Source organism: Rhizobium sp. TRM96647 (assembly GCF_025780115.1).
Classification (GTDB): Bacteria; Pseudomonadota; Alphaproteobacteria; order Rhizobiales; family Rhizobiaceae; genus Mycoplana.
Genome location: NZ_JAOXHF010000010.1, coordinates 219,754 through 243,337, shown reverse-complemented (window position 1 = coordinate 243,337; position 23,584 = coordinate 219,754). Strand labels below are relative to the sequence as shown.

Here is a 23,584-nt window from a genome sequence, read left to right as displayed (position 1 = left end):
GGACGCTTGCCGCAGGCCGGCTTCAGGGCCGCCGGCCGCACAGCATCTCGCGCTTTCCGGCAAAGCCCGGGCGTCGCTCCACCGCAAAGCCGGCACCGGCGAGATTGCGCCGAACGAACCCCGCAGCCGCATAGGTCGCGAACGTGCCGCCGGGGCACGTGTGCCCGAACACCTGCCCGATCAGTTCCGCCGACCACATATCGGGATTGCGCGACGGGGCGAAGCCGTCGAGATACCAGGCGTCGAAGGAGAGACCGCACGCCTGAAGCCCCTCCAGCGCGGGGCCGCAGACGACGGTGAGGCGGGTGCGCTCGTCCAGTTCCAGGGCGATCGCACCATGACCTTCCGGCGCCTCCGGCCAGAGACCGGACAGGGCCGCGCGCTCGCGATCGATCTGTGGCCAATGGGAGAGCGCACGGTCGATGGCCGCCCGGGGCAACGGGAAGCGCTCGAAGGAGACGAAGTGCAGCGTGCCGAGGGCGTCGCCGCGGGCGGCGCGCCATTGCCGCCAGGTCTCGCAGAGATTGAGGCCGGTGCCGAAGCCGAGTTCGCCGATCGTGAAGTCGCCGCCATCCGACCAGCGAGAGGGCAGGCCGTTGCCATCGAGAAAGACGTGGCCGCATTCCAGCCGGCCATCGGTGCGACAATAAAAGTGATCGCCATAGGCCTGCGAATAGGGCATATCGCCCTCGTGCCAGTCGAGAGCCAGATCGGGCGTCCGGTCGGAGGTCGATCCGTTCGCCGCCGCGGCATTTTCAGGAGCGTTTTCAGCCATGCCGCCAGTCGATAGTCGCCTCAGCGGCCCCGGTCAACCGCAGCCCGACGTGCTGGTGATCGGCGGGGGCGTCATGGGGCTGTGGGCGGCGCTGATGGCCGCGCGCGCCGGGCTCTCGGTGCTGGTTACCGAGCGGCACCGGGTCGGCGCCGGCGCCAGCGGCGGCCTGCTGGGCGCGTTGATGCCGCACCTGCCGGACCGCTGGAACGCCAAGAAGCAGTTCCAGCTCGAGGCGCTGGTCTCGCTCGAGGACGAGATTTCGACGCTCGAGGCGGCGACCGGCCTTTCGGCCGGCTATCGTCGCTGCGGGCGCGTTATTCCGCTGGCCGGGCCGCATCATCGCGAGCGCGCATTGAAGCATTCGCGCGATGCCACGGCCGCCTGGGACGTTTCGGGACGGACGTTTTCCTTCGACGTGCACGACCGCGCACCGGCAGCAAGCTGGCCTGCGGGAGAGGCGGCGGCAAGCGGGGTAGTGCTCGACAGCCTTGCCGCACGGGTGTCGCCGCGCGGCCTGCTGGCCCTTCTGCGCGCCGCGCTCGAGGCGATGCCGCAGGTACGTCTCGCGGAAGGCGTCGATATCGTCCGCCTCGATCCGGTCGCGCGGGCTGCGCGCTGCGCCGATGGCACGGACATCGCGTTCGGCCATGTGATGGTCTGTGCGGGCGTCGCAGGCTTCGAACTGCTGACGGCGCTGGAGCCGCGCATGCTGCCGCGGCCGCTGGGCGTGGCGGTCAAGGGTCAGGCGGCGCTGTTTGCGGCCGTGCTCGATCCGGACCTGCCGATCCTGTTCGACAACGGCATCTATGTCGTGCCGCACGACGGCGGGTATTGCGCGGTCGGCAGCACGAGCGAGGACGCGTTCGGGGATGCTGCCTCCACCGACGGGTTGCTGGACGATGTAATTGAAAGGGCACAGCGCATTGCGCCGGTGCTGCGCCAGGCCTCGTTGGTGGAACGCTGGGCAGGCTTGCGGCCCAAGGCGATCGGGCGGGACCCGATGGCCGGCCTGCATCCGGAGTTTCCCTCCGTCGCGGTTCTCGGCGGCGGCTTCAAGATCAGCTTCGGGATCGCGCACGAGCTTGCGCGCGCCGTCGTCAAACAGATCGACGGCGGTAGCGCAGGGGAGCTACCGCCGTCGTTTGCCATCGGCGCACATCTGGAGGCTGCGCGCCGGGATCTCGGCTAGACGTCACATCCAGTAGGGCGGAACGCCGTAATAGTCGTGGATCAGCTTGCCGTTGCGGCGATCCCATTCGTATTCCGCGTCGCTCTCGTAGTGCGGTGCGGCCTCGACCTGTTCCTTGGTCACGTCGATGCGATAGCCGCTGAGGCTTTCGTCATAGTTCAGCTTGCCCCAGGGCAGCGGATAGTGGTCGTGGCCGATGCCAAGGAAGCCGCCGAAGCTGAGCACGGCATAGGAAACGTGGCCGCTGCGCTTGTCGAGGATCAGCCGTTCGATCGAGCCGATGTGCTTGCCGTCGGCGCCGTAGACGGCGGTGCCTTCGACCTTGTCGCTGGCGATCAGGGCTTCGGTTTCCTTGATGTTCGCATCCTGAGCAATCATCATGTTCTCCCTTTCTGGTTTCCGGAAAATCAACGCGCCGGTCGCGCTCTTGTTCCATCGCCGGCATCGTGGACAGGCCGCTTTCCGCCTCGACTTTCCTGCCGCGGATGCTACCGTCGCCGAAAAGTCTCAAGGTGGATCCATGTCTGAAAAGCCCTATCCGCGCGATCTCGTCGGCTATGGCCGCACGTCGCCCGACCCGCTATGGCCGGGGGATGCGCGCATCGCCGTGCAGTTCGTCGTCAACTACGAGGAGGGCGGCGAAAGCTGCGTGCTCGACGGCGATCCGGCCTCCGAAAATCTGCTGTCGGAGATCGTCGGCGCCCAGGCCTGGCCGGGCCAGCGCAACCTCAACATGGAATCGATCTACGAATACGGTTCGCGCGCCGGCTTCTGGCGGCTGTGGCGGCTGTTCACCAGCCGCAAGGTGCCGGTCACCGTCTATGGCGTGACGCTGGCGATGGCGCGAAACCCGGAAGCGGTCGCAGCCATGAAGGAGGCGAACTGGGAGATCGCCAGCCACGGCTACCGCTGGCTGGAGTACAAGGATTTTTCCGAGGAGGTCGAACGCCAGCACATCCGCGATGCCGTGCGGCTGCATACCGAATTGACGGGATCGCACCCGCTCGGCATGTACCAGGGCAAGCCGTCGGCGAACACGCTGCGGCTGGTGATGGAGGAAGGCGGCTTCGTCTACTCCTCCGACAGCTATGCCGACGATCTTCCCTATTGGATGAAGGGCATCGACGGCGCGCCGTTCCTGATCATTCCCTACACGCTCGAGACGAACGACATGCGGTTCGCCACGCCGCAGGGCTTCAATTCCGGCGACCAGTTCTTCACCTATCTGAAGGACGCCTTCGACGTGCTCTACGAGGAAGGCCGGCAGGGGAGCGCGAAGATGCTGAACGTCGGGCTGCACTGCAGGCTCGTCGGCCGCCCGGGCCGAGCGGCGGCCCTTGCCCGCTTCGTCGACTACGTGCTGTCGCACGACAAGGTCTGGGTGCCGCGCCGCATCGACATCGCCCGCCACTGGCACGAACATCACAAGCCGAAGGAGGGCCAGCCGTGACGCGCGCGGATTTCATAGCCCGCTTCGGCGGGGTCTTCGAGCACTCGCCCTTCATCGCCGAGCGTGCCTATGATGCCGGCACGATCGCGGCACCGCTGACGGCCGACGGCCTGCACGAGGCGATGGCGGCGCAGTTCCGCGCAGCCTCCGCCGACGAGCAGTTCGGCGTGCTGCGGGCCCATCCTGATCTCGCCGGGCGGCTGGCGATCGCCGGCGAACTGACCGAGGACAGCCGCAAGGAGCAGGCCGGTGCCGGCCTCGACCGGTTGAGTGCTGCGGAACATGCGCGCTTCACCGCGCTGAATGCGGCCTATGTGGAGAAGTTCGGCTTTCCCTTCATCATCGCCGTCAAGGGGCTGACGAAGGACGATATCCTTTCCGCCTTCGAGACGCGCATCGAAAACAGCCGGGAACAGGAATTCGAGACGGCGAAGGCGCAGGTGGAGCGGATCGCGCTCTTGCGGCTCGGCGCGCTCCTGCCGGGAGACGGCGATGCCTGACCTGCGTGAGACCGGCGGCGGGCCGGCCGTCCTCCGTATCCGGCCGCTGACGAAGGCGGCGTTCGCGCCCTTCGGCAGCGTCATCGAGGCCGATCCCGCAGCCATGCGGCTGATCAACGGCGGCAATACCGAGCGCTATCATGCGCTGGCGGAGGCCGAGGCGACGGGGTCGGAGGCGCGCGTCGTCATCAACATCTTCCGCGGCAGCCCGCGTGCCTTTCCCTATGCGGTGACGATGATGGAGCGCCATCCCTTCGGCAGCCAGAGCTTCTCGCCGATCGACGACCGGCCCTGGCTTGTGATCGTCGCCGAGGACGCGGGCGGCCGTCCGGGCCTGCCGCAGGTCTTCCTCGCCGGCGGCCGGCAGGGCGTCAACTATCGCCGCAACGTCTGGCATCACCCGCTGATGACGGTCGGGGCGACCAGCGACTTCCTCGTCGTCGACCGGAGCGGTTCCGGCAACAATCTCGAGGAATTCTTCTACGACGAACCCTTCATCATCGAACAGGCGGAGTTGCGCCCATGACCAGGCCCGGACGACTGACGACGCATGTGCTCGACACCGCGCTGGGAAAACCGGCCGCGGGCCTGACGATCGACCTCTTCTGGCTGGAACAGGGCGACCGGCAGTGGATCACCACGGTGAAGACCAATGCCGACGGGCGGGTCGACGCCCCGCTGGTCGAGGGCGTGGGCTTCATGGCCGGAACCTACGAACTGGTGTTCCATGCCGGCGACTACCTGCGGGGCACCGGAGCGGACCTGCCCGATCCCGCCTTCCTCGACGTCATCCCCCTGCGCTTCGGCATCGCCGATCCGTCGAGCCACTACCACGTGCCGCTGCTGCTCTCGGCCTACGGCTATTCGACCTACCGGGGGAGTTAGAGCATTGCCGGCGATTATTGACTCGCCGGCTATGCTCTATCTTCTTGGTTTTACGCAATTCCAGACGCAAAACCGGTTCCCACTTTTGCTGGAATTGCTCTCGTTTTCGAATGCGTCAGGCTCCGTCCGGCGTCACCACGAGCTTGCCGACGAATGCCTTCGCCATGAAATCGGTCTGCGCCCGGTGGAATTCCGAAAGCGGATAGACCCCGCCGACCAGCGGGCGGATCTTCCGATCCTCGATATAGCCGACCAGACGGCGGAAATCGGCGCGACTGCCCTGGCTGGAGCCGTGCATCTCCAACTGTTTCAGATACAAGGTCCTGAGGTCGAGTTGGACGACCGGGCCGCCGATCGCCCCGGCCGTGGTGTAGCGACCCTCGGGGCGGAGGACCTTCAGGAGATCGTTGAACATCGGGCCGGCCACGAGATCGGCGACCACGTCGATCGGTCGCCCTCCCGCGGCCCTGTCGACGGCCGCAACGAAATCGCCCGCGCCTCGGGTGACGGTCGCCTCGGCTCCGATCTCGCGCAACGCCGCCTCCTTGCCCGGTGCGGTGACCGCAATGGGGACGGCGCCGCGGGCGCGCGCAAGCTGGACGATGGCCGAACCTACACCGCCCGAGGCACCGGTGACGAGGACGAGTTCACCGGCGGCGAGCCTGGCCCTTTCGAGCATGCGCTCGCCGGTCAGATAGGCGCAGCAGAAGGTGGCGAGTTCGATGTCGGTCAGGTCGGTCTCGACCGCGTGGGCATTCTCGGCCGGCAGCGCCTGGTATTCGGCATAGCCGCCGTCGCGGCCGTGGCCCATGTAGTCGATGTCGGCGAGGCTGTCGTCGTCGCGGTTGTAGATCGAGAAATCCACCATGACGCGCTGGCCGACGCGCAACGGATCGACGCCGGCGCCCACGGCCACGATATGACCGACGGTGTCGGTCCCCTGGATACGGGGAAAGGTCAGCGTGTTGCCCTGCCGACGCCAGGTGGACACTGCCTGCGGATCATCTTCGGTGCCATAGGCGCCTTCACGGACCCAGACATCCGTGTTGTTCATGCCGCAGGCGGTCACCTTGATCAGCACCTCCCCGTCCGCGGGTACGGGAACAGGCACTTCGCGGCTGTAGACCAGCTTGTCGAGGCCGCCATGACCCACCAGTCGTACCGCCGCCATCGTCTTGGGGATGAAGCTCAACGCGATGCCCTCCTTCTTCGTCCGGCCGCTCCCATGGCAGCGCCGGTTCGATCAGGAGCGATGCTGGCACATTGTTTGAGAGAGAGTGTCCATTACCGGACGCTTCGGCAGAGGGATGGGCTAAATTTTCGGCTTCGGTGGTGATTCTGCCTGCTTGCTGCCGGAACTACAGACCCGCCTTCATCGCCTTTCCGGCCACATAGGTCTCGCGCACCGCGCGGTCGTCGCCGAGGGTCTGCAGCAGGAAGAGTTCGTCGGCAAGCGAGCGGACGACCTCCATCCGCAGCGCCATGGCCGGGGTGGCTGCGGCGTCGAGGACGACGAGGTCGGCGTCGGTGCCGGCACCGAGCGTGCCGATCCTGTCGGCCAGTGACACGGCCTCGGCATTACCGAGCGTCATATGGTAGAAGCTCTCGAACGGGTTCAGCCGCTCGCCCAGCAATTGCTGGATCTTGTAGGTCTCGTCCAGCGTCTTCAGCATCGAATAGCTGGTGCCGCCGCCGACATCGGTGGCGAGGCCGATCCGCACCGGCTTTTCCCGCCGCGACAGCGCCTTCAGCGCAAACAGGCCGGAGCCGAGGAAGAGGTTGGACGTCGGGCAGTGAACGGCGACCGCGCCGGCCTCGCTCATCGCATCCGCCTCGCGTTCGGTCAGGTGGATGCAGTGGCCGAACAGGCTTTTCGGCCCGAGCAGGCCGTAGTGCGCGTAGACATCGGTATAGTCGATGGCATCCGGATAGAGTTCGGCGGTGAAGCGGATCTCCTCGTCGTTCTCGGACAGGTGCGTCTGTATGTGCAGGTCGGGAAACTCGCGGGCGAGCGCCGCCGTCATCTCCATCTGCGCCGGCGTCGAGGTGATGGCGAAGCGCGGGGTGATGGCGACGTGGTTGCGGCCCTTGCCGTGCCATTCCGCGATCACCGCGCGGGTTTCGTCATAGCCCATCTGCGGCGTGTCGAGCAGGCCCTGCGGGGCGTTGCGGTCCATCATCACCTTGCCGCCGATCATGCACATGCCGCGCTTCAGAGCCTCGGCGAAATAGGCGTCGGCCGAGGCCTTGTGCACCGAGCAGTAGGCGACCGCGGTCGTCGTGCCGTGGCGGATCATCTCGTCATAGAAATGGCGGGCGATCCTGGCCGAATGCTCCGGCTCGACGAAGCGGCATTCCTCGGGAAAGGTGTGGGTGTTCAGCCATTCCAGCAGGTTTGCGGCATAGGCGCCGATCACCTGCATCTGCGGGAAATGCACGTGGGTGTCGATGAAACCCGGCATGATCAGGCAGGGCCGGTGGTCGATCTCGTCCGCATCCGCCGGCGCTGCGGCGCGCACCTCCGCATAGGGACCGACGGCGGCGATGCGGCCGTCCTCGATCAGGAGGCCGCCGTCGTCCTCGTAGCGATAGGCGTCCCTGTCGTCGATGCCGTCCGGCCGGCGGACGAAGCCGAGCAGGCGCGCGCGCAGAAGCGTTGCCGTCATCGTGCGTCTCCTTGCGAAACCGCGCTTTCATACCAGGCGGTCAGCAGTTGCCGCTCGTCCGGCGTCACGTCGGTGAGGTTTCCGGGAGGCATGGCATGGCTGCGGCCCGCCTGCAAATAGATTTCGCGGGCGTGCCTTGCGATCGCTGTGTCACTGTCGAGCACCACGTCCTTCGGTGCGGCGTGCAGGCCCTCCCATACGGGCTCGGCGGCGTGGCACATCGAGCAGCGGCTGATGACGACGTCGCGGGCGGCGGGGAAATGGGCGTCGGCCGCGAACTTCTGGAACACCGGCGCGGGCGCTGCCTCCGCCGTTTCGCCGGTAAGCACCTTCGGGACCGTCGAAAGCCAGATGATCAGGATGAACAGGATCGTGGTGGCGAGCCAGGTCCAGGTCGGCCGGCCTTTTCTCGCATGCGTGGTGTTGAACCAGTGGCGGATGGTGACGCCCATCAGGAAGACGAGTGCTGCGATGATCCAGTTAAAGGCCGTCGCGAAGGCCAGCGGATAGTGGTTCGACAGCATGAAGAAGATGACGGGCAGCGTCAGGTAGTTGTTGTGCAGCGAGCGCTGCTTGGCGATGACGCCGTATTTCGGGTCCGGCGTGCGCCCGGCGATCAGGTCGGCGACGACGATCTTCTGGTTGGGGATGATGATGAAGAAGACGTTGGCCGACATGATGGTGGCGGTGAACGCGCCGAGATGCAGGAAGGCGGCGCGGCCGGTGAAGACCTGCGTGTAGCCCCAGGCCATGGCGACGAGCAGGACATAGAGCAGGATCATCAGGCCCCAGGTGTTCTTGCCGAGCGGCGACTTGCAGAGCAGGTCGTAGAGGATCCAGCCGAGCCCCAGCGAGGCAAGCGAAATGAGGATGGCTGATGTGGCCGAGACGTCGAGCACCTGGCGGTCGATCAGGAACAGCTCGGCGCCGCCATAGTAGACCAGACAGAGCATGGCGAAGCCGGAGAGCCAGGTGGCGTAGCTCTCCCATTTGAACCAGGTCAGGTGCTCGGGCATCGTAGCCGGCGCCACCAGGTATTTCTGGATGTGGTAGAAGCCGCCGCCATGGACCTGCCATTCCTCGCCATAGGCGCCGGGCGGCAGATGCGGCCGCTGCACCAGGCCGAGATCGAGGGCGATGAAATAGAAGGACGAACCGATCCAGGCGATCGCCGTCACGACATGCAGCCAGCGCACGGCAAAGGCGATCCACTCCCAGGCGATGGCGTATTCGTACATGCAGGTCCCCTATCTCGTCTTCGTCGCAGCTTGCGAAAAAATCGCAAGGGAGGGAAGGGGATCGCGTGCAGTTCCCACCGCTGCTTCACGGCGCCGTTGTCCGATCGTCCGGCGGTTCAGTCGACGAAGGTCGGCACCTCGGACTTCAGCCAGTTGCGGAACAGCCGGATCTTCGGCACGTTGCGCCGGCTTTCGGGATAGGCCAGCCAGTAGGCCTTGCCGTCGCTGCAGGCGATGTCGAAGGGCCGGTAGAGACGGCCGAGCGCCACGTCGATGGCGTAGAATTCCGGGTTGAGCATGGCAACGCCATGCCCGCCCATCACCGTGTCGGCCTCCAGCGTCTGCGTGCCGAGGTAGGTGTGCGGGCGATCGCCGAGATCGATGCCGGATACGCCCGCCTCGGCGAACCACTGCGCCCACCAGGGATCGGTGGGGTCGAAGATCGGCAGCTTCAAAAGGTCCTCGGGCCTGTCGATGCCGCCGACGCTTTCGGCAAGCTTCGGGCTCAGCATCGGCGTGAAGGTCAGTTCCATCATCCGGTGGCAGGCAAGCCCCGGCCAGTTGCCGTCGCCATAGCGGATCACCACGTCGACAGCCTCGCGGGAGAAATCGACCAGATGCTGGTCCGTCAGCAGGCGCACGGCCACCGTCGGGTTCTGCAGGTGAAAGGAGCCGAGATGCGGCGCCAGCCACCTCGACGCCATCGTGTAGGTCGAGGAGATCACCAGCGTGCCCTCGGCATCCTCGAGCACCGAGGCGAAGGCCTCCTGCAGGATGGAGAAGGCGTCCGCCACCTTCGGCGCCAGCCGCTGGCCGATTTCGGTCAGCACGATCTGGCGCGGCCGTCGCAGGAACAGCGGCTCGCCGAGCAGGTCCTCCAGAAGCTTGATCTGGTAGCTGACGGCCGTCTGGGTCATGCCCAGTTCCTCGCCCGCCTTGGTGAAACTGCCCTGGCGCGCGACCGCATCGAACACGCGCATCGCATTCAAGGGGAACTGGCGGGCCATCTTCATGGATAAGCTCTCTTGATGCATGCAGCCGGAGGTTCGATTGGAATTACAGCGCTTCGGGGCAGACAATGCAAGTAAGTTCAACATCCACCCATGAGGTGTCGTTATGGTCTTTCCCGTTCCTGCCCGTCCGTCTTCGATCGTTCAGCGCTCTCTGCTGGCCCCCTTCGACTGGTGGGTCCGGTCGATCGTCGAAGCCCTGCTACCACCGTTGTCGCGGCGCGCGTCGCGACTCGACGTCGACGATCTGCCCGATCATCTGAAGCGCGACCTGGGGTTCTTGGATGGTCGCGGTCGGTATCGCGACGAGGGGCGGTGAGGAGCGGTGTGGCCGCGCGGGGGCGCATTGGGGTGTGATGGCAACTGCAGCCGTCGCATCCTTGAACGACGCGTGTTCGTTCCGCTCTACAGATTTATTTCATCTTTGGAGGTGTCGATCTCCGCGATTTTCAGCATGGTTCCGAACTGAAACATGATTGCTTTGTCTTCCGTTTCCATCATGACGTGCAGCCCCTTATTGGTGATGAAGAACCAACTGACTTGCAGGTCGGCGCTGGCTCTTTTGCTGAGTTCCTCCGCTGTGAGTTCACGCACAGTCGTTCCGTCGTGGAAGAGGGTCTGATCGCCAATAGTAACCTGCTCGAGAAACTGCGCGCTCTTGTGGCAGAGTGCGCGGATGAGCTTCATGTGGCTTGGCTCAGCGTCGAGCGCCGATTTCATTCTTTCGTTGCGATCCGAAAGAGCCGCAGAACGTCGGCCTATCTCTTGTTGCAGTTCACCAGCCGAAAGCATGCGCAAGTTTGCCTGGCGCCTTAGCCATGCCGCGTTGATCTGGACAAGGTTTTCGACCTCTGCGAGCGCATAGAAGCGCATATCGATCGCAAGGAAGTGGTCGTACACAGGCTTGTTTCGGTTAATGTAAGCAGCCGAAGCTGCCTCCATGCCCAATGTGCCGAGATCATTCATATATTCTTCCAGAAGGGCCTGGTGCCGGACGGCGCCCATGTCTCTCAGCCCCTGCCTCACGAATTCGATAACTTCATCACTCCAGTCCGAATTGAAGCCGAACTGCAGGAAACCGCCGTTATTTACCTGTGCGATGTAGAAATCGACGTAGTAACTCATCAGCGCGCAGCGGCTGATTTCTTCCGGTGCCAGATGCTCGGTGAAAAGATCGTTTACGACTGAGATGTTCGATTCGAGGATGTCGTATGGGTCGCTGCTGTCAAAGGCTTCGGTGGAGACCATGACTACGTCTTCCGGTGATAAAATTCTGCTCTCAAAATTCTTCATGGCGCAATTCCATTGTGTGGGATCAAATACGGCATGCCTTGTCATCCTCATCTCGCCGGCAACAGACCGATCGTCTGTGGTGCAGAGGAAAACATTTCTGCAATTGAGACCAGTTTCTGCGGGCGTAGACGATAGGCAATCTTAAGTTGTTTTTACGGTGTATAGACCATAAGAGGCATCATTCAGTTGTGTGCAAACCGATCGTGGAGATGCGCGCTATGGGGAGCTGGTGGCCCGCTATCGATAGTTGCTGGCGCACCCGCGCCGCCAGGCAAAGCCCCCTCACATCCCCTTCAACCTTTCCACCGCCATCAGCACCCGCTCCGGTGTCGCCGGCGCATCCAGCTTCGGGCAATGTCGGTACCCGGCGACGCTCGCCACCGCCATCGACAGCGCTTCCAGCACCGAGATCGCCAGCATGAAGGGCGGTTCGCCGACGGCCTTGGAGCGGCCGATCGTCGGCTCGGCGTTTTCCGACCATTCGGCCAGACGCACGTTGAAGATCTTCGGGCGGTCGGAGGCGAGGGGGATCTTGTAGGTGGAGGGCGCATGCGTGCGCAGCCGGCCCTTGTTGTCCCACCACAGCTCCTCCGTCGTCAGCCAGCCCATGCCCTGCACGAAGGCGCCCTCGACCTGGCCCTTGTCGATCGCCGGGTTCAGCGAGCGGCCGACGTCGTGGAGGATGTCGACGCGGTCGACCTGGTATTCGCCGGTCAGGGTGTCGATCGAGACCTCGGAGACGGCGGCGCCGTAGGCGAAATAGTAGAAGGGCGAGCCCATCCCCTTCGCCCGGTCCCAGTGGATCTTCGGCGTCTTGTAGAAGCCGGCGGCGGAAAGCTGGACGCGGGCCATGTAGGCCTGCTTGATGAAATCGGGGAAGGGGACCAGCGTCTCGCCGATGCGGACGTGATGCGGCACGAAGGCGACGTCGTCCGGTGGCACGGCCCATTTTTCCGCCGCGAAGGCCACCAGCCGCTCCTTGATCTGGCGGGCGGCATCGTATGCGGCCATGCCGTTGAGATCGGAGCCGGAGGAGGCGGCCGTGGCAGACGTGTTCGGCACCTTGGCGGTCGTCGTCGCGGTGATCTTCACGCTGGCGATATCGACCTGGAAGGCATCGGCCAGCACCTGCGCCACCTTGGTGAACAGGCCCTGGCCCATCTCGGTGCCGCCGTGGTTCAGGTGGATCGAGCCGTCCTGGTAGACATGCACCAGCGCACCCGCCTGATTGTACCAGGTGGCGGTGAAGGATATGCCGAACTTGACCGGCGTCAGCGCGATGCCCTTGCGGATGACGCGGCTTTTCGCGTTGAAGTCGAGGATGGCGCTGCGGCGGGCCTGATAGTCGGACGACCGCTCCAGTTCCTCGACGATGCGGGCTGTGATGTTGTCCTCGACCGGCTGGTGATAGGGCGTCAGCACGCGGTCGGAACCCTTGTCGCCGTAGAAGTTTGCCTTCCGGATCTCCAGCGGATCCCTGCCCAGCGCATAGGCGATCTCCTCGATGATGCGCTCGCCGCCGACCATGCCCTGCGGCCCGCCGAAGCCGCGAAAGGCGGTGTTGGAGACGGTGTGGGTCTTCAGCGGCTGCGAGGTCAGCTTCACGTTGGGGAAGAAATAGGCGTTGTCGGCATGGAACAGGGCACGGTCGGTCACCGGGCCGGAGAGGTCGGAGGAGAAGCCGCAGCGGGCGGCGTAATTGGCGCTGACCGCCCGGATGCGGCCCTCGTCGTCGAAACCGGCCTCGTAGGAAACGAGGAAATCGTGGCGCTTGCCGGTCGCCGTCATGTCCTCGTCGCGGTCGGGGCGGAATTTCACCGCGCGCTTCAGCCGCTTTGCGGCGATCGCGGCGATCGCGGCGAACTGGTTGGACTGCGTCTCCTTGCCGCCGAAGCCGCCGCCCATGCGGCGCACCTGCACGGTCACCGCATTGGAGGGGACGCCCAGCGCATGGCCGACCATGTGCTGCACCTCGCTCGGGTGCTGGGTGGAGGACCAGACGGTGACCTCGTCGTCTTCGCCGGGGATGGCGAGCGCGATATGGCCTTCCAGATAGAAATGGTCCTGGCCGCCGACGCGCATCTCGCCGGCGATCCGACGCGGCGAAGCGGCAAGCGCTGCTGCGGCATCGCCGCGCGACAGCGTCAGCGGATCGGTGACGAGGGCGGCGCCGTTCGCCAGCGTGTCGGTCACGTCGGTGAAGTGCGGTAGGTCACGGTACTCGATCTTCGCCAGACGCGCCGCCCGTCGCGCCGCCTCGCGGGTGGTCGCGATCACGGCAAAGACCGGCTGGCCGTGGAATTCGACCCGGCCTTCGGCCAGCACCGGCTCGTCGTGGCGGCCGGTCGGGCTGATGTCGTTATGGCCCGGCACGTCGGCGCCGGTCATCACCCAGACGACGCCAGGGGCGGTGCGGACGGCGGAAAGATCCATCGAGAGGATCTCGGCGTGCGCCCGGTCGCTCATGCCGAGCGCGGCATGCAGCGTGCCCTCGGGCTCGGGCATGTCGTCGATATAATCGGCGCTGCCGGCGACGTGCTTGTGAGCGCTGTCGTGCCGCAGCGGTGCGTGCATCGGCGCCGAGATCGTCTTGCGTTCCTCGAAGGCGGACTTGTCCATCACGCCATCTCCCTGAAGCGGTGCAATTGCGCCGTCTCGCCCGTCGTCTCCAGGTAGAACCGCGTCAGCAGGTTCCTTGCCGTCAGCATCCGGTAGGCGGCGGTGGCGCGCCAGTCGGTGAGGGGGGCGTAGTCCTTTTCCAGTTCGGCTGCCGCCGCCTGCGCGCTCGCCTCCGTCCATGGTCGACCTTTAAGGGCCGCCTCGGCATGGCTTGCGCGCTTCGGTGTGGCGGCCATGCCGCCGAAACAGATGCGGGCGTCGAAGACTGTGCCTGCGGCATCCAGCGACAGGCGGAAGGCGCCGCACAGCGCCGAGATATCCTCGTCGCGGCGCTTGGAAATCTTGTAGACGGCGAAGTGGTCGTCCGCCGCCGGGGCGGGCACGAACAGGCTTTCGACGAATTCGCCGGGCCGGCGGTCCTGCTTGCCATAGGCGATGAAGTAGTCCTCGAGCGGCAGTTCGCGACGGCCGGCGGTCGAACGCAAGGTCAGGCGCGTGCCGAGCGCGATCAGCGGCGGCGGCGTATCGCCGATCGGCGAGCCGTTGGCGATGTTGCCGCCGATCGTGCCCATGTTGCGCACCTGCGCGCCGCCGATGCGCTCGATCAGCGGGCGCAGGCCGGGCATGAGGCCGCAAAGGGCTTCGCAGGCCTGCGCATAGGTGACGCCGGCGCCGATCGTCAGGCCTTCCGGCTTGCTCTCTATCGCCTGCAACTCCGTCAGGTGGTTGATGAAGACGACGGGGTCGAGTTCGCGCATCTGCTTGGTCACCCACAGCCCGACATCGGTGGAGCCCGCGACCACGGTCGCCTTCGGCTCGGCCGCGAGCACCTCCCCGAGGGCTTCGGCGGAGGCCGGGACGACCACGCGGTTTCCGGTCCGGCCGAGGCGGATCGTCTCATGCGGTGCGAGCGCTGCCAGCTTTTCCTTCACGGCGGCGCGGGTGCGCTCGATCGGGTCGAAAACGGTGTTCGGCCGGCTTGCGGCGACCGCTTCGGCGGCGGCCACGATCGGCTCGTAGCCGGTGCAGCGACAGAGATTGCCCTGCAGCGCCCTTTCGATCTCCGGCCGACCCGGCCGGTCGCTGGCCAGCCAGAGCCCGTAGAGCGACATGACGAAGCCCGGCGTGCAGAAGCCGCATTGCGAGCCGTGGTGGTCGACGAGGGCCTGCTGCACCGGATGCAGCGTTCCGTCTGCGCCGGCAAGATGCTCGACGGTGACGACGTGGGTGGCGTTCATCGAGCCGAGCAGGCGGATGCAGGCATTCACGCTCTCGTAGACGAGTTCGCCGCCGAGGAGCCGGCCGACGAGGACGGTGCAGGCGCCGCAGTCGCCCTCGGCGCAGCCTTCCTTGGTGCCGGTCAGCCGCCGGCGCAGGCGCAGCCAGTCGAGAAGCGTTCCGGTCGCCGGGACGTCGTCGAGGGCGATCTCCTCGTCGTTCAGGATGAAACGGATGCGATCGGTCTGCTGCATGCGCCTTGCCTCGGCCTGCTATTGCGCGGTCCAGCCGCCGTCGATGGAGATGTGCGTCCCGGTGATGGAGCGGGCGGCATCGCCGGCGAGGAAGACCGCCGTCTCGGCCACTTCCTCGACGCTGACGAACTCCTTGGTCGGCTGGAACTTCAGCATGACGTCCGACTTCACCTGCGCCTCGGTGATGCCGCGGGCGCGCGCCGTGTCGGGGATCTGCTTTTCCACCAGCGGCGTCAGCACGTAGCCCGGGCAGATGGCGTTGACGGTGATGCCCTGGTCGGCGACCTCCAGCGCCACGGCCTTGGTCAGGCCCATGATACCATGTTTCGCCGCCACATAGGCCGACTTGAAGGGCGAGGCGACGAGGCCGTGGGCGGAGGCGACGTTGATGATGCGGCCCCAGCCCTTCGCCTTCATTCCGGGGATCGCCGCGCGGATCGTGTGGAAGGAGCTCGACAGGTTGATGGCGATGATCTGGTCCCATTTGTCGACCGGGAAGTCCTCGATCTTCTCGACATGCTGGATGCCGGCATTGTTGACGAGGATGTCGACGCTGCCGAAGGTGGCGGTCGCGGTCGCGATCATGTCGGCGATCTCCGCGGGCCGCGTCATGTCGGCGGGATGATAGGTCACCTTGCCGTCGCCGAGGCCGGAAAGCCGCTGCGTGATCTCCTCCACCTCGGACGCGTCGCCGAGCCCGTTGAGGACGACATTGGCGCCGGTCCGGGCGAAAGCCGTGGCGATCGCAAGGCCGATGCCGCTGGTGGAGCCGGTGACGACGGCTGTCTTCATTTCACGCTTCTCCCTGTTCTCGCGGCGAACAGAGCCTCCGGTGCGCCGCTTCGCGGCCAGCCTACGCGCAAGAGACGGGCCGTTGCAATCGGCATTTGGGGCGGCGCAGCGCAGAGATTGTGCGCCGCAGCTTGCGTTTTATTTTCCTTTGACATTCGTTTTCATGTCGTATTGAAGATTCCGAATGCCGTTGGGAGCGGCCGGACAGGACGGGAGGGTTTCATGGGCGGCTTCATACTCGCAATCGACCAGGGCACGACCTCGAGCCGGGCGATCGTCTTCGACGATGACCAGCGGGTCACGGGCGTCGGCCAGCGCGAGTTCCCGCAGGTCTTTCCCCGTTCGGGCTGGGTCGAGCACAATCCCGAGGAGATCTGGGAGAGCGTGATCTGGTCGGCCCGCGTCGCGCTCGAGCAGGCGGGCATCGACGCATCGCAGCTTTCGGGCATCGGCATCACCAACCAGCGCGAGACCGTCGTCGTCTGGGACCGCGACAGCGGCCGGCCGATCTACAACGCCATCGTCTGGCAGGACCGGCGGACGGCGGAACACTGCGAGGACCTGAAGCGCCAGGGGCTGGAAGAGCTTTTCACCGGCAAGACCGGCCTGCTGCTCGATCCCTATTTCTCCGGCACCAAGCTTGCCTGGCTGCTCGACAATGTCGAGGGCGCGCGGTCGCGCGCCGAACGCGGCGAGCTCTGCTTCGGCACCATCGATACGTTCCTGATCTGGCGCCTGACCGGCGGGCGTTCGTTCGCCACCGATGCGACCAATGCCAGCCGGACGCTGATGTACGACATCGCCGCCAATGCCTGGGACGACGAGCTGCTTTCGATCCTGGGGGTTCCGCGGGCAATGCTGCCCGAGGTCTTCGATTGCGCGGCCGATTTCGGCGTCACCCTGCGCGAGCATCTCGGCGCCGAAGTGCCGATCCTCGGCGTCGCCGGCGATCAGCAGGCGGCGACCATCGGGCAGGCCTGTTTCGAGCCCGGCATGATGAAATCGACCTACGGCACCGGCTGCTTTGCGCTTCTGAACACCGGTTCGGACATGGTGCGCTCGAAGAACCGGCTGCTGACGACGATCGCCTATCGTCTCGACGGCGAGACGACCTATGCGCTGGAAGGCTCCATCTTCATTGCGGGTGCGGCCGTCCAATGGTTGCGCGACGGGCTGAAGATCATCGGCGCGGCGTCGGAGGCCAGCGCGCTTGCGGACAAGGCGGACCCGACGCAGCACGTCTATCTGGTGCCCGCCTTCACCGGCCTCGGGGCCCCGCACTGGGACCCGGACGCGCGGGCGGCGATCTACGGCATGACGCGGGGCACGGGGCCGGCGGAATTTGCACGCGCAGCACTGGAGGCCGTCTGCTTCCAGACCCGCGACCTTCTCGACGCCATGCGCGGCGACTGGGCGGATGGCGCGCGCGACACGGTGCTGCGCGTCGATGGCGGCATGGTCGCCTCGGACTGGACGATGCAGCGGCTCGCCGACATCCTCGACGCGCCGGTCGACCGGCCGACGATCCTGGAGACGACGGCGCTGGGGGCGGCCTGGCTCGCCGGCCATCGCGCCGGGGTCTGGCCCGACCGGGACGGCATCGCCCGCTCCTGGGCCCGCGACCGCCGCTTCGAGCCGCAGATGGACGCGGAGACCCGCGCCGAAAAGATCGCCGGCTGGAAGGACGCGGTGCGGCGGACGCTGAGCGCGGGGTAGGGCGGGAATCCTACCAACCGCAGCAAGGGGCCGGCTCACCCGTCATCGGGCTTGCGGCTGTCGGAGAGCTAGCTCGAACAAACCGGTCTTCTGTTCGGCGCCTCCGGATGCTATTGCCCGGATATGCACCTTTCTTCAAACGTCGTGGCAGGTCGGTCATGCGGGACCTGCACGCTCTGTTGCCGACTGCCTGACATCGACCTGCTCGAGAAACCGGCCAATAGCTGGTGCCGGCATTGCGTCGAAGGAGAGGGCTGCTCGGACTATGAAAACCGCCCTTCGGTCTGCCGGGACTTTCTTTGCCGGTGGATGTCCGATGAGAATCTCGGCGCCGAGTGGGAGCCGTCGCGCTCGCACATGATGATCTACAGGCAAGGCCCGCAGATCACGGTTCTGGTCGACCCGGATTTTGGGGACATCTGGCGGCGCGAGCCATACGGCACGCAATTGCGCGCCTGGGGTTCAAAGGCGGCATCGACGGGCGGATATGTGATCGTGTTCTGGCGGGACGAAGTCTTCAAGATCTGATGGCACCACCGCGGGCGCCGGCCCGGCAAATTGAAACAGTTCGCGAATTTTTCATGCGCCGTGTCGGGAACGGCGTTACTCCTACGTCATTGCAACGATGGGAGGAAGCAATGCTGTATGCCGTTCTCTGCTACAATTCCGAGGATGCGGTCGCCGCGTGGAGCAAGGAGGAGGAGGACAAGGTGATGTCCGACCTTGCCGCGGTGGAGCGCAAACATGCGGCCGCCGGTCGGCTCGGGCCGGTCGCGCGGCTGATGCCGACGACGGCCGCGACCACGCTCAGGAAGGCGCCGGGCGAGAGTTTCGTCGTCGACGGTCCCTTCGCCGAGACCAAGGAGCAGTTCCTCGGCTTCTTCGTCGTCGACATGGAGACGCTCGACGCGGCGATCGCCTTCGCCAAGGAACTGGCGGTCGCCAATCCCGGTGTCGGCGCCTACGAGATCCGGCCGCTGCGCGTCTTCAAACCCGGTGGAGCACTGGACCCGTTGTGAGCGAACTTTCCTGGATCGACCTTGCCCTTTCCTCCGCCCGCCCGCAGGCGATGGGGGCGCTGCTGCGCTATTTCCGCGACCTCGATCTTGCGGAGGAGGCCTTCCAGGAGGCGTGCCTGCGGGCGGTGCGCACCTGGCCGGACAAGGGGCCGCCGCGCGACCCGATCGCCTGGCTGATCTTCGTCGGCCGCAACAGCGGCATCGACAGCCTGCGCAAGCGGGCAAGGCAGGAGCCGCTACCGCCGGAGGAGACGCTGTCGGACCTCGAGGATGTCGAGGGGGATCTCGCCGAACGGCTGGACGGATCGCACTACCGCGACGATATCCTTCGGCTCCTGTTCGTCTGCTGCCATCCCGAATTGCCGGCGACGCAGCAGATCGCGCTGGCGCTCCGCATCGTCTCCGGGCTTTCGGTCCGCCAGATCGCCCGCGCCTTCCTCGTCTCGGAGGCCGCGATGGAGCAGCGGATCACCCGCGCCAAGGCGAGGATCGCGGCGGCCGGCCTGCCGTTCGAGGCACCGGATGCGGTAGCCCGTGCGGAGCGGCTCGGCGCGGTCGCGGCGATGGTCTACCTCGTGTTCAACGAGGGCTATTCCGCCGGTGAAAACCAGCGTGCCGACACGCCGTTCTGCGAAGAGGCGATCCGGCTTTCGCGATTGCTGCTGCGGCTGTTTCCCTCCGAACCCGAGATCATGGGGCTGACGGCGCTGCTCTTGCTTCAGCATTCGCGCAAGGCCGCGCGCTTCGACGCGGATGGCCAGATCGTGCTCCTGGAGGACCAGGACCGCAGCCTCTGGGACGGCCGCATGATCCACGAGGCGCTGGCGCTGATCGACAAGGCGCTTCGCCACCGGTCGCCGGGGCCCTACCAGATCCAGGCCGCGATCGCCGCGCTGCATGCGCGGGCGAAACATTCCGAGGAGACCGACTGGGAGGAGATCGACCTGCTCTACCAGTCGCTCGAGCGCCTGCAGCCGTCGCCGGTCGTCACGCTGAACCGGGCCGTCGCCGTGTCCCGCCGGCAGGGCGCGCAGGCGGCGCTCGACCTGATCGAACCGCTCGAAGACCGGCTTTCGGGCTATTTCTACTTCCACGGGCTGAGGGGCGGGCTCCTGAGGCAACTCGGCCGTAATCGCGAGGCGCATGCCGCCTTCGAGCGCGCCATAGCACTTGCCACGACGCCGGCGGAAGCCGCCCATATCCGCCAGCACCTCGACGGGCTGGCCTGCGAGGCTGCAGCCGGCACTGCTCCCTGAACCGACGCTGGAATTGCACCGTGCCTGCCATTGTAGTAATGTTTCTACATATGGAGGTGCTGCATGGCGCGCATGACAAGCCGCGAATTCAATCAGGATACGGGCCGGGCGAAGAAGGCGGCGGAGCGCGGTCCCGTCTTCATCACCGATCGCGGCCGTGCGGCACACGTCCTGCTGTCGATCGAGGACTATAACCGGTTAGCGCGCCGCAGCGGAACCATCGCCGATCTGCTGGCCATGCCCGGCGGCGAGGACATCGATTTCGAGGCGCCGAAACTCGGCGACGCCGCCCTGCGCCCGGCGGATTTCGACTGATGTATCTGCTCGATACCAATGTCGTATCCGAACTGCGCAAGAAGGCGGCGGGACGCGCCGATCCGGCCGTCCTGCGCTGGTCGGAGACGGTGACACCGGCGCAGCTCTATCTCTCCGCCATTTCGATCCTCGAACTGGAACTCGGCGTGCTGCAGATGGAACGGCGGGACGCCCGGCAGGGTGCGGCCCTGCGCCGATGGCTGAACGAGGCGGTGCTGCCTGCCTTCGACGGACGTATCCTTGCGGTCGACCATCCGGTCGCACTCCACTGTGCGCGGTTCTCCGTGCCCGATCCACGGCCTTTTCGCGACGGATTGATCGGGGCGACCGCGGCGGCCAGCAATTTCGTTCTGGTCACGCGCAACCTACGCGACTTTGCCGGCATGGACCTTGAGCTGCTCGATCCGTGGGCGTTCTGAACCCGTGCCCAGCCGAGCCCCGCACGGCCTACTTCCAGATGCCGAAGCGCTCCTGCATGTAGGCGATCGAGCTACGGTTGGCGTCCTTGCGGGTGATGCCTTCGATCGTCGAGCGATAAAGGGAATCGATGTCATGGGCACCGGTCGTCACCGGTTCCTCGATGCCGGCGGGCAGCCAGATCGGGATGCCCTTCCACGCCAGCAGGCCGGAGAGCCAGACGTCGTCCACGGTCCAGACGACATCTGGGATGTCGTAGGCGTTGTCATCGAAGAAATCGGGGCGCACGACGACGCCGCCGAGCCCCTGGAGGATATCGACATAGCCGGCCCTGGCGATCGGGCGGCGCATCGGGCGCGGCACGTCCTGGCGCAGCACGGCCGTCATGATCCTGTGGGCGAGCCGGCGCGCGCGCAGCGACGGGTCGAGCTTGCCGGTTCGCACCGCCTTCGGCTGGAAGGGGCCCGGCTTGCCGCGATGGGAGGCGAGGTTCTTGCCGATCAAGGCCACGCATTCGCTGGGCCGGGCCGCCTGGACGGCGAGAAGGTCGCCGGCCCAGGTGGGGGCGAAGACCTTGTCGTCGTCGCAAAAGAGGATCTGCGCCGGCTTGCCGCGGAGTTCCCTCGCCGCGAACAGGACCTTCGAAGCCGGGCCGAGGTCGGTGTCCGGGCGCACGATCCGCACACCGTCCGGGACCTCCGGCAGCGCGCCGTCATAGCCCGGAAAGCGGCGGTAGCGCAGCGGAATATGGAGGCGTATCTCGTCGATCCCGGCCTTCTGGGCGACGAGGCTTTGCAGCGTCGGGCCGAGGGTCGAGAAGCGCGGCGGGATTGTGGACAGCGAAATAATGCGCAACGAATTGACCTGGAGCGACGGAAAGGGCCGGCGATTTCGGCAGACCCTTGGCATGACCGGCCACGCATGGTCAACGAACCGCCGGTAGTGACGAGTGCTGCTCCGGCGGGCCTGCGAAACGCTCTGTTTCCATTTTCCGGCCTTTGCTTGCCGGTGGCATCCCCCTATCGTCCGGGACGACGCGAACAACCGGAAGACACGCCGATGGAACTTGGCCTTCACACCTTTGCCGATGTCGATCCCGCTGCCGCAGACCGCGGCAGGGAAGGGGAGCGGCGCGTGCGCGAGCTTCTGGAAGAGATCGAACTGGCCGACCGGGTCGGTCTCGACGTGTTCGGGATCGGCGAGCACCACCGTCCGGACTATGCGGCGTCCGCTCCGGCGGTCATCCTCGCCGCGGCCGCGGCGCGGACGAAGTCGATCCGGTTTTCCAGTTCGGTGACCGTGCTTTCTTCCGACGACCCGGTGCGCGTCTTCCAGCAGTATGCGACGCTGGACCTGATCTCGAGCGGGCGCGCCGAGATCATGGCCGGTCGCGGTTCCTTCATCGAGTCCTTCCCGTAGTTCGGCTACGATCTGGAGGACTACGACAAGCTGTTTGAGGAAAAGCTCGACCTGCTTCTGGCGATCAACGACAGCGAAAAGGTCTCCTGGAGCGGAGAGACGCGGGCGCCCATCCCTGGGCTCGGCGTTTATCCGCGGCCGGTCCAAGGCCGGCTGCCGATCTGGATCGCCGTCGGGGGTACGCCGCAATCGGTGGTGCGGGCTGCGGTGCATGGCCTGCCGCTGGCGCTGGCGATCATCGGCGGCACGCCGGCGCGCTATGCGCCGCTGTTCGACCTCTACCGCGAGGCCGCAGGCCGCGCCGGGCAGGAGGTGACAAAGCTGAAGACCAGCATCAACGTGCACGGCTTCATCGCCGACACGTTCGAGGCGGCGGCCGACCGGTTCTTCGGGCCGCAGACCGCGGTGATGAACCGGATCGGCGCCGAGCGCGGCTGGGGGCCGACGAGCCGGGCGCAGTTCGATCTCGCCACCGGGCCGGAGGGCCATCTGTTCCTCGGCGATCCCGAAACGGTCGCAGCCAAGATCGTCGCCCACCACCGGCTCTTCCGCAACGACCGCTTCGTGCTGCAGATGGCGATCGGCCTGATGCCGCACGACCAGATCATGCGCGGCATCGAGCTCTACGGCACGAAGGTCGCGCCGCTGGTGCGCGAGGGGCTCGCGGCGGGGACGCCGGCCTGAGGCATGGTCTCCGTCGCGTCTCCGTGATATGGAGCGGCCCGAAAGCGAGATAGGATGACACTCAACAACGACGAAGACCTGCGCGGCATGCAGGCGATCGGCCGCCTGTGCGGCAATGTCCTGCAGCACATGGGCGCGGCCATCCGACCGGGCATGACGACGGCGGAGCTGGACCTGATCGGCCGGCGGATGCTGGAGGAGGCCGGCGCCCGCTCGGCCCCGGAAAGCTGCTACGAATTTCCCGGCGCCACCTGCATCAGCGTCAACGAGGAAGTCGCGCACGGCATTCCCGGCGACCGCGTCATCGCCGAGGGCGACCTGGTCAACATCGACGTCTCCGCTGAACTCGACGGCTTTTTCGCCGATACCGGCGCATCGTTCACGGTCGGCCGCGTCGCTGCGAACGTGGACCGGCTCTGCCGCGACGGCAAGCGGGCGATGTGGGTGGGGCTGAAGGAGGTCAAGGCCGGCAAGCCGCTGTCGGCGATCGGCAACGCCATCGGCACGTTTGCCCGCAAGAACCGCTATACGCTGATCACCAACCTCGCCAGCCACGGCGTCGGCCGTTCGCTGCACGAGGAACCCTCCGAGATCGCGACCTGGCCGGACAGCCGCGAGAAGCGGCTGATGACGGACGGCCTCGTCTTCACCGTCGAGCCGTTCCTCTCGCTCGGCGCCAACTGGGCGGAGAACGGCGACGACGACTGGACGCTTTACAGCGATCCGCGTGCGCCGACCGTGCAGTTCGAGCATACCGTGGTGGCGACGCGGAACGGACCGCTGATCCTGACGCTGCCGGGCTGAAGCCGGGCGCGGTGCCGGCCTTCAGAAATAATCGTCGATCGATCAGTTTTAGTCGTTTGACGCAG

The 23,584-nt window shown here is 66.0% G+C and carries 24 protein-coding genes and 1 pseudogene; 14 read left to right on the top strand and 11 right to left on the bottom strand.

The window, feature by feature from the left end; all coding sequences use genetic code 11:
• Positions 1 to 22: 22 nt before the first annotated feature.
• On the bottom strand, positions 23 to 775 hold the full coding sequence (gene mnmD, locus OCK02_RS18260) for a tRNA (5-methylaminomethyl-2-thiouridine)(34)-methyltransferase MnmD (RefSeq protein ID WP_263814260.1): 753 nt from the start codon (positions 773 to 775) through the stop codon (positions 23 to 25).
• On the opposite strand from mnmD, the gene OCK02_RS18255 reads away from it, so the two are divergent.
• On the top strand, positions 774 to 1,964 hold the full coding sequence (locus OCK02_RS18255) for an NAD(P)/FAD-dependent oxidoreductase (RefSeq protein WP_263814259.1): 1,191 nt from the start codon (positions 774 to 776) through the stop codon (positions 1,962 to 1,964). The genes mnmD and OCK02_RS18255 overlap by 2 nt on opposite strands.
• Before the next feature lie 3 nt (positions 1,965 to 1,967).
• On the opposite strand, the gene OCK02_RS18250 is transcribed toward OCK02_RS18255, so the two are convergent.
• The gene (locus OCK02_RS18250) at positions 1,968 to 2,345 is read right to left on the bottom strand and encodes a PRC-barrel domain-containing protein (RefSeq protein ID WP_230808040.1); all 378 of its coding nucleotides are present in this window, start codon (positions 2,343 to 2,345) and stop codon (positions 1,968 to 1,970) included.
• A 139-nt stretch (positions 2,346 to 2,484) separates the two neighbouring features.
• Here OCK02_RS18250 and puuE point away from each other — a divergent pair, with 139 nt between their 5' ends.
• The 4 genes from puuE to uraH are packed head-to-tail and all read left to right on the top strand — an operon-like array spanning position 2,485 to position 4,799.
• Positions 2,485 to 3,414 carry an allantoinase PuuE gene (gene puuE, locus OCK02_RS18245; protein WP_263814258.1) on the top strand — a complete coding sequence of 310 codons (930 nt, stop codon included), beginning with the start codon at positions 2,485 to 2,487 and terminating at the stop codon, positions 3,412 to 3,414.
• Positions 3,411 to 3,914, top strand: coding sequence for a 2-oxo-4-hydroxy-4-carboxy-5-ureidoimidazoline decarboxylase (gene uraD / locus OCK02_RS18240; RefSeq protein ID WP_263814257.1), 504 nt, complete (start codon positions 3,411 to 3,413; stop codon positions 3,912 to 3,914). The genes puuE and uraD overlap by 4 nt, the downstream gene beginning before the upstream one ends.
• Positions 3,907 to 4,440 (top strand): ureidoglycolate lyase, encoded by a 534-nt coding sequence (locus tag OCK02_RS18235; protein ID WP_263814256.1) that lies wholly within the window; start codon positions 3,907 to 3,909, stop codon positions 4,438 to 4,440. Before uraD ends, OCK02_RS18235 begins: the two co-directional genes overlap by 8 nt.
• Positions 4,437 to 4,799, top strand: coding sequence for a hydroxyisourate hydrolase (gene uraH / locus OCK02_RS18230; RefSeq protein WP_230808044.1), 363 nt, complete (start codon positions 4,437 to 4,439; stop codon positions 4,797 to 4,799). Before OCK02_RS18235 ends, uraH begins: the two co-directional genes overlap by 4 nt.
• 115 nt (positions 4,800 to 4,914) lie before the next feature.
• On the opposite strand, the gene OCK02_RS18225 is transcribed toward uraH, so the two are convergent.
• The 4 genes from OCK02_RS18225 to OCK02_RS18210 form a co-directional block, all read right to left on the bottom strand.
• Positions 4,915 to 5,970, bottom strand: a complete 1,056-nt coding sequence (locus OCK02_RS18225) for an alcohol dehydrogenase family protein (RefSeq protein WP_263814284.1) — start codon at positions 5,968 to 5,970, stop codon at positions 4,915 to 4,917.
• A 187-nt stretch (positions 5,971 to 6,157) separates the two neighbouring features.
• Complete coding sequence (guaD, locus tag OCK02_RS18220; protein WP_263814255.1) at positions 6,158 to 7,465, bottom strand: guanine deaminase; 1,308 nt, start codon at positions 7,463 to 7,465, stop codon at positions 6,158 to 6,160.
• Positions 7,462 to 8,703, bottom strand: a complete 1,242-nt coding sequence (gene puuD, locus OCK02_RS18215; RefSeq protein ID WP_230808046.1) for a urate hydroxylase PuuD — start codon at positions 8,701 to 8,703, stop codon at positions 7,462 to 7,464. Before puuD ends, guaD begins: the two co-directional genes overlap by 4 nt.
• A gap of 116 nt (positions 8,704 to 8,819) precedes the next feature.
• Positions 8,820 to 9,716: a LysR substrate-binding domain-containing protein gene (locus tag OCK02_RS18210; protein ID WP_263814254.1), complete on the bottom strand. Its 897-nt coding sequence runs from the start codon at positions 9,714 to 9,716 to the stop codon at positions 8,820 to 8,822.
• Positions 9,717 to 9,819: 103 nt separating this feature from the next.
• On the opposite strand from OCK02_RS18210, the gene OCK02_RS18205 reads away from it, so the two are divergent.
• Positions 9,820 to 10,032 carry a hypothetical protein gene (locus OCK02_RS18205; RefSeq protein ID WP_263814253.1) on the top strand — a complete coding sequence of 71 codons (213 nt, stop codon included), beginning with the start codon at positions 9,820 to 9,822 and terminating at the stop codon, positions 10,030 to 10,032.
• Positions 10,033 to 10,118: 86 nt separating this feature from the next.
• Here OCK02_RS18205 and OCK02_RS18200 read toward each other — a convergent pair whose 3' ends face one another.
• The 4 genes from OCK02_RS18200 to OCK02_RS18185 form a co-directional block, all read right to left on the bottom strand.
• Complete coding sequence (locus OCK02_RS18200) at positions 10,119 to 11,006, bottom strand: DMP19 family protein (protein WP_263814252.1); 888 nt, start codon at positions 11,004 to 11,006, stop codon at positions 10,119 to 10,121.
• 282 nt (positions 11,007 to 11,288) lie between these two features.
• On the bottom strand, positions 11,289 to 13,625 hold the full coding sequence (xdhB, locus tag OCK02_RS18195) for a xanthine dehydrogenase molybdopterin binding subunit (RefSeq protein WP_263814251.1): 2,337 nt from the start codon (positions 13,623 to 13,625) through the stop codon (positions 11,289 to 11,291).
• Entirely contained in the window at positions 13,625 to 15,097 is a 1,473-nt protein-coding gene (xdhA, locus tag OCK02_RS18190; protein ID WP_263814250.1) for a xanthine dehydrogenase small subunit, read from the bottom strand. The genes xdhB and xdhA overlap by 1 nt, the downstream gene beginning before the upstream one ends.
• An 18-nt stretch (positions 15,098 to 15,115) precedes the next feature.
• A complete protein-coding gene (locus tag OCK02_RS18185; protein ID WP_263814249.1) occupies positions 15,116 to 15,889 on the bottom strand; it encodes a 3-hydroxybutyrate dehydrogenase in 774 nt (257 codons plus the stop codon).
• Between the two features lie 222 nt (positions 15,890 to 16,111).
• On the opposite strand from OCK02_RS18185, the gene glpK reads away from it, so the two are divergent.
• The 6 genes from glpK (at position 16,112) to OCK02_RS18155 (ending at position 20,614) form a co-directional block, all read left to right on the top strand.
• Positions 16,112 to 17,605 carry a glycerol kinase GlpK gene (gene glpK / locus OCK02_RS18180; protein ID WP_263814248.1) on the top strand — a complete coding sequence of 498 codons (1,494 nt, stop codon included), beginning with the start codon at positions 16,112 to 16,114 and terminating at the stop codon, positions 17,603 to 17,605.
• A 309-nt stretch (positions 17,606 to 17,914) separates the two neighbouring features.
• Positions 17,915 to 18,133: a hypothetical protein gene (locus tag OCK02_RS18175; protein WP_263814247.1), complete on the top strand. Its 219-nt coding sequence runs from the start codon at positions 17,915 to 17,917 to the stop codon at positions 18,131 to 18,133.
• Between the two features lie 110 nt (positions 18,134 to 18,243).
• Positions 18,244 to 18,624, top strand: a complete 381-nt coding sequence (locus OCK02_RS18170) for a YciI family protein (protein ID WP_263814246.1) — start codon at positions 18,244 to 18,246, stop codon at positions 18,622 to 18,624.
• Positions 18,621 to 19,880, top strand: a complete 1,260-nt coding sequence (locus tag OCK02_RS18165) for an RNA polymerase sigma factor (RefSeq protein ID WP_263814245.1) — start codon at positions 18,621 to 18,623, stop codon at positions 19,878 to 19,880. Before OCK02_RS18170 ends, OCK02_RS18165 begins: the two co-directional genes overlap by 4 nt.
• Before the next feature lie 63 nt (positions 19,881 to 19,943).
• Positions 19,944 to 20,195: a type II toxin-antitoxin system Phd/YefM family antitoxin gene (locus OCK02_RS18160; RefSeq protein ID WP_263814244.1), complete on the top strand. Its 252-nt coding sequence runs from the start codon at positions 19,944 to 19,946 to the stop codon at positions 20,193 to 20,195.
• Positions 20,195 to 20,614, top strand: a complete 420-nt coding sequence (locus OCK02_RS18155; protein ID WP_318530143.1) for a type II toxin-antitoxin system VapC family toxin — start codon at positions 20,195 to 20,197, stop codon at positions 20,612 to 20,614. Before OCK02_RS18160 ends, OCK02_RS18155 begins: the two co-directional genes overlap by 1 nt.
• Before the next feature lie 28 nt (positions 20,615 to 20,642).
• Here OCK02_RS18155 and OCK02_RS18150 read toward each other — a convergent pair whose 3' ends face one another.
• A complete protein-coding gene (locus OCK02_RS18150; RefSeq protein WP_263814243.1) occupies positions 20,643 to 21,467 on the bottom strand; it encodes a glycosyltransferase family 2 protein in 825 nt (274 codons plus the stop codon).
• Positions 21,468 to 21,671: 204 nt separating this feature from the next.
• On the opposite strand from OCK02_RS18150, the pseudogene OCK02_RS18145 reads away from it, so the two are divergent.
• Both OCK02_RS18145 and map read left to right on the top strand, forming a co-directional pair.
• A pseudogene (locus OCK02_RS18145) lies at positions 21,672 to 22,715 on the top strand (LLM class flavin-dependent oxidoreductase).
• Positions 22,716 to 22,769: 54 nt separating this feature from the next.
• Positions 22,770 to 23,519: a type I methionyl aminopeptidase gene (gene map / locus OCK02_RS18140; RefSeq protein ID WP_263814242.1), complete on the top strand. Its 750-nt coding sequence runs from the start codon at positions 22,770 to 22,772 to the stop codon at positions 23,517 to 23,519.
• The last annotated feature ends 65 nt before the right edge of the window (positions 23,520 to 23,584 follow it).

What these genes read in the sequence shown, in the direction of transcription:
- OCK02_RS18255 (WP_263814259.1), top strand. Translation starts at nt 774, where the DNA reads ATGCCGCCAGTCGATAGTCGCCTCAGCGGCCCCGGTCAACCGCAGCCC.
- mnmD (WP_263814260.1), bottom strand. Translation starts at nt 775, where the DNA reads ATGGCTGAAAACGCTCCTGAAAATGCCGCGGCGGCGAACGGATCGACC.
- OCK02_RS18250 (WP_230808040.1), bottom strand. Translation starts at nt 2,345, where the DNA reads ATGATGATTGCTCAGGATGCGAACATCAAGGAAACCGAAGCCCTGATC.
- puuE (WP_263814258.1), top strand. Translation starts at nt 2,485, where the DNA reads ATGTCTGAAAAGCCCTATCCGCGCGATCTCGTCGGCTATGGCCGCACG.
- OCK02_RS18235 (WP_263814256.1), top strand. Translation starts at nt 3,907, where the DNA reads ATGCCTGACCTGCGTGAGACCGGCGGCGGGCCGGCCGTCCTCCGTATC.
- uraH (WP_230808044.1), top strand. Translation starts at nt 4,437, where the DNA reads ATGACCAGGCCCGGACGACTGACGACGCATGTGCTCGACACCGCGCTG.
- OCK02_RS18225 (WP_263814284.1), bottom strand. Translation starts at nt 5,970, where the DNA reads ATGGCGGCGGTACGACTGGTGGGTCATGGCGGCCTCGACAAGCTGGTC.
- guaD (WP_263814255.1), bottom strand. Translation starts at nt 7,465, where the DNA reads ATGACGGCAACGCTTCTGCGCGCGCGCCTGCTCGGCTTCGTCCGCCGG.
- puuD (WP_230808046.1), bottom strand. Translation starts at nt 8,703, where the DNA reads ATGTACGAATACGCCATCGCCTGGGAGTGGATCGCCTTTGCCGTGCGC.
- OCK02_RS18210 (WP_263814254.1), bottom strand. Translation starts at nt 9,716, where the DNA reads ATGAAGATGGCCCGCCAGTTCCCCTTGAATGCGATGCGCGTGTTCGAT.
- OCK02_RS18205 (WP_263814253.1), top strand. Translation starts at nt 9,820, where the DNA reads ATGGTCTTTCCCGTTCCTGCCCGTCCGTCTTCGATCGTTCAGCGCTCT.
- OCK02_RS18200 (WP_263814252.1), bottom strand. Translation starts at nt 11,006, where the DNA reads ATGAAGAATTTTGAGAGCAGAATTTTATCACCGGAAGACGTAGTCATG.
- xdhB (WP_263814251.1), bottom strand. Translation starts at nt 13,625, where the DNA reads ATGGACAAGTCCGCCTTCGAGGAACGCAAGACGATCTCGGCGCCGATG.
- xdhA (WP_263814250.1), bottom strand. Translation starts at nt 15,097, where the DNA reads ATGCAGCAGACCGATCGCATCCGTTTCATCCTGAACGACGAGGAGATC.
- OCK02_RS18185 (WP_263814249.1), bottom strand. Translation starts at nt 15,889, where the DNA reads ATGAAGACAGCCGTCGTCACCGGCTCCACCAGCGGCATCGGCCTTGCG.
- glpK (WP_263814248.1), top strand. Translation starts at nt 16,112, where the DNA reads ATGGGCGGCTTCATACTCGCAATCGACCAGGGCACGACCTCGAGCCGG.
- OCK02_RS18175 (WP_263814247.1), top strand. Translation starts at nt 17,915, where the DNA reads ATGTCCGATGAGAATCTCGGCGCCGAGTGGGAGCCGTCGCGCTCGCAC.
- OCK02_RS18170 (WP_263814246.1), top strand. Translation starts at nt 18,244, where the DNA reads ATGCTGTATGCCGTTCTCTGCTACAATTCCGAGGATGCGGTCGCCGCG.
- OCK02_RS18160 (WP_263814244.1), top strand. Translation starts at nt 19,944, where the DNA reads ATGGCGCGCATGACAAGCCGCGAATTCAATCAGGATACGGGCCGGGCG.
- OCK02_RS18155 (WP_318530143.1), top strand. Translation starts at nt 20,195, where the DNA reads ATGTATCTGCTCGATACCAATGTCGTATCCGAACTGCGCAAGAAGGCG.
- map (WP_263814242.1), top strand. Translation starts at nt 22,770, where the DNA reads ATGACACTCAACAACGACGAAGACCTGCGCGGCATGCAGGCGATCGGC.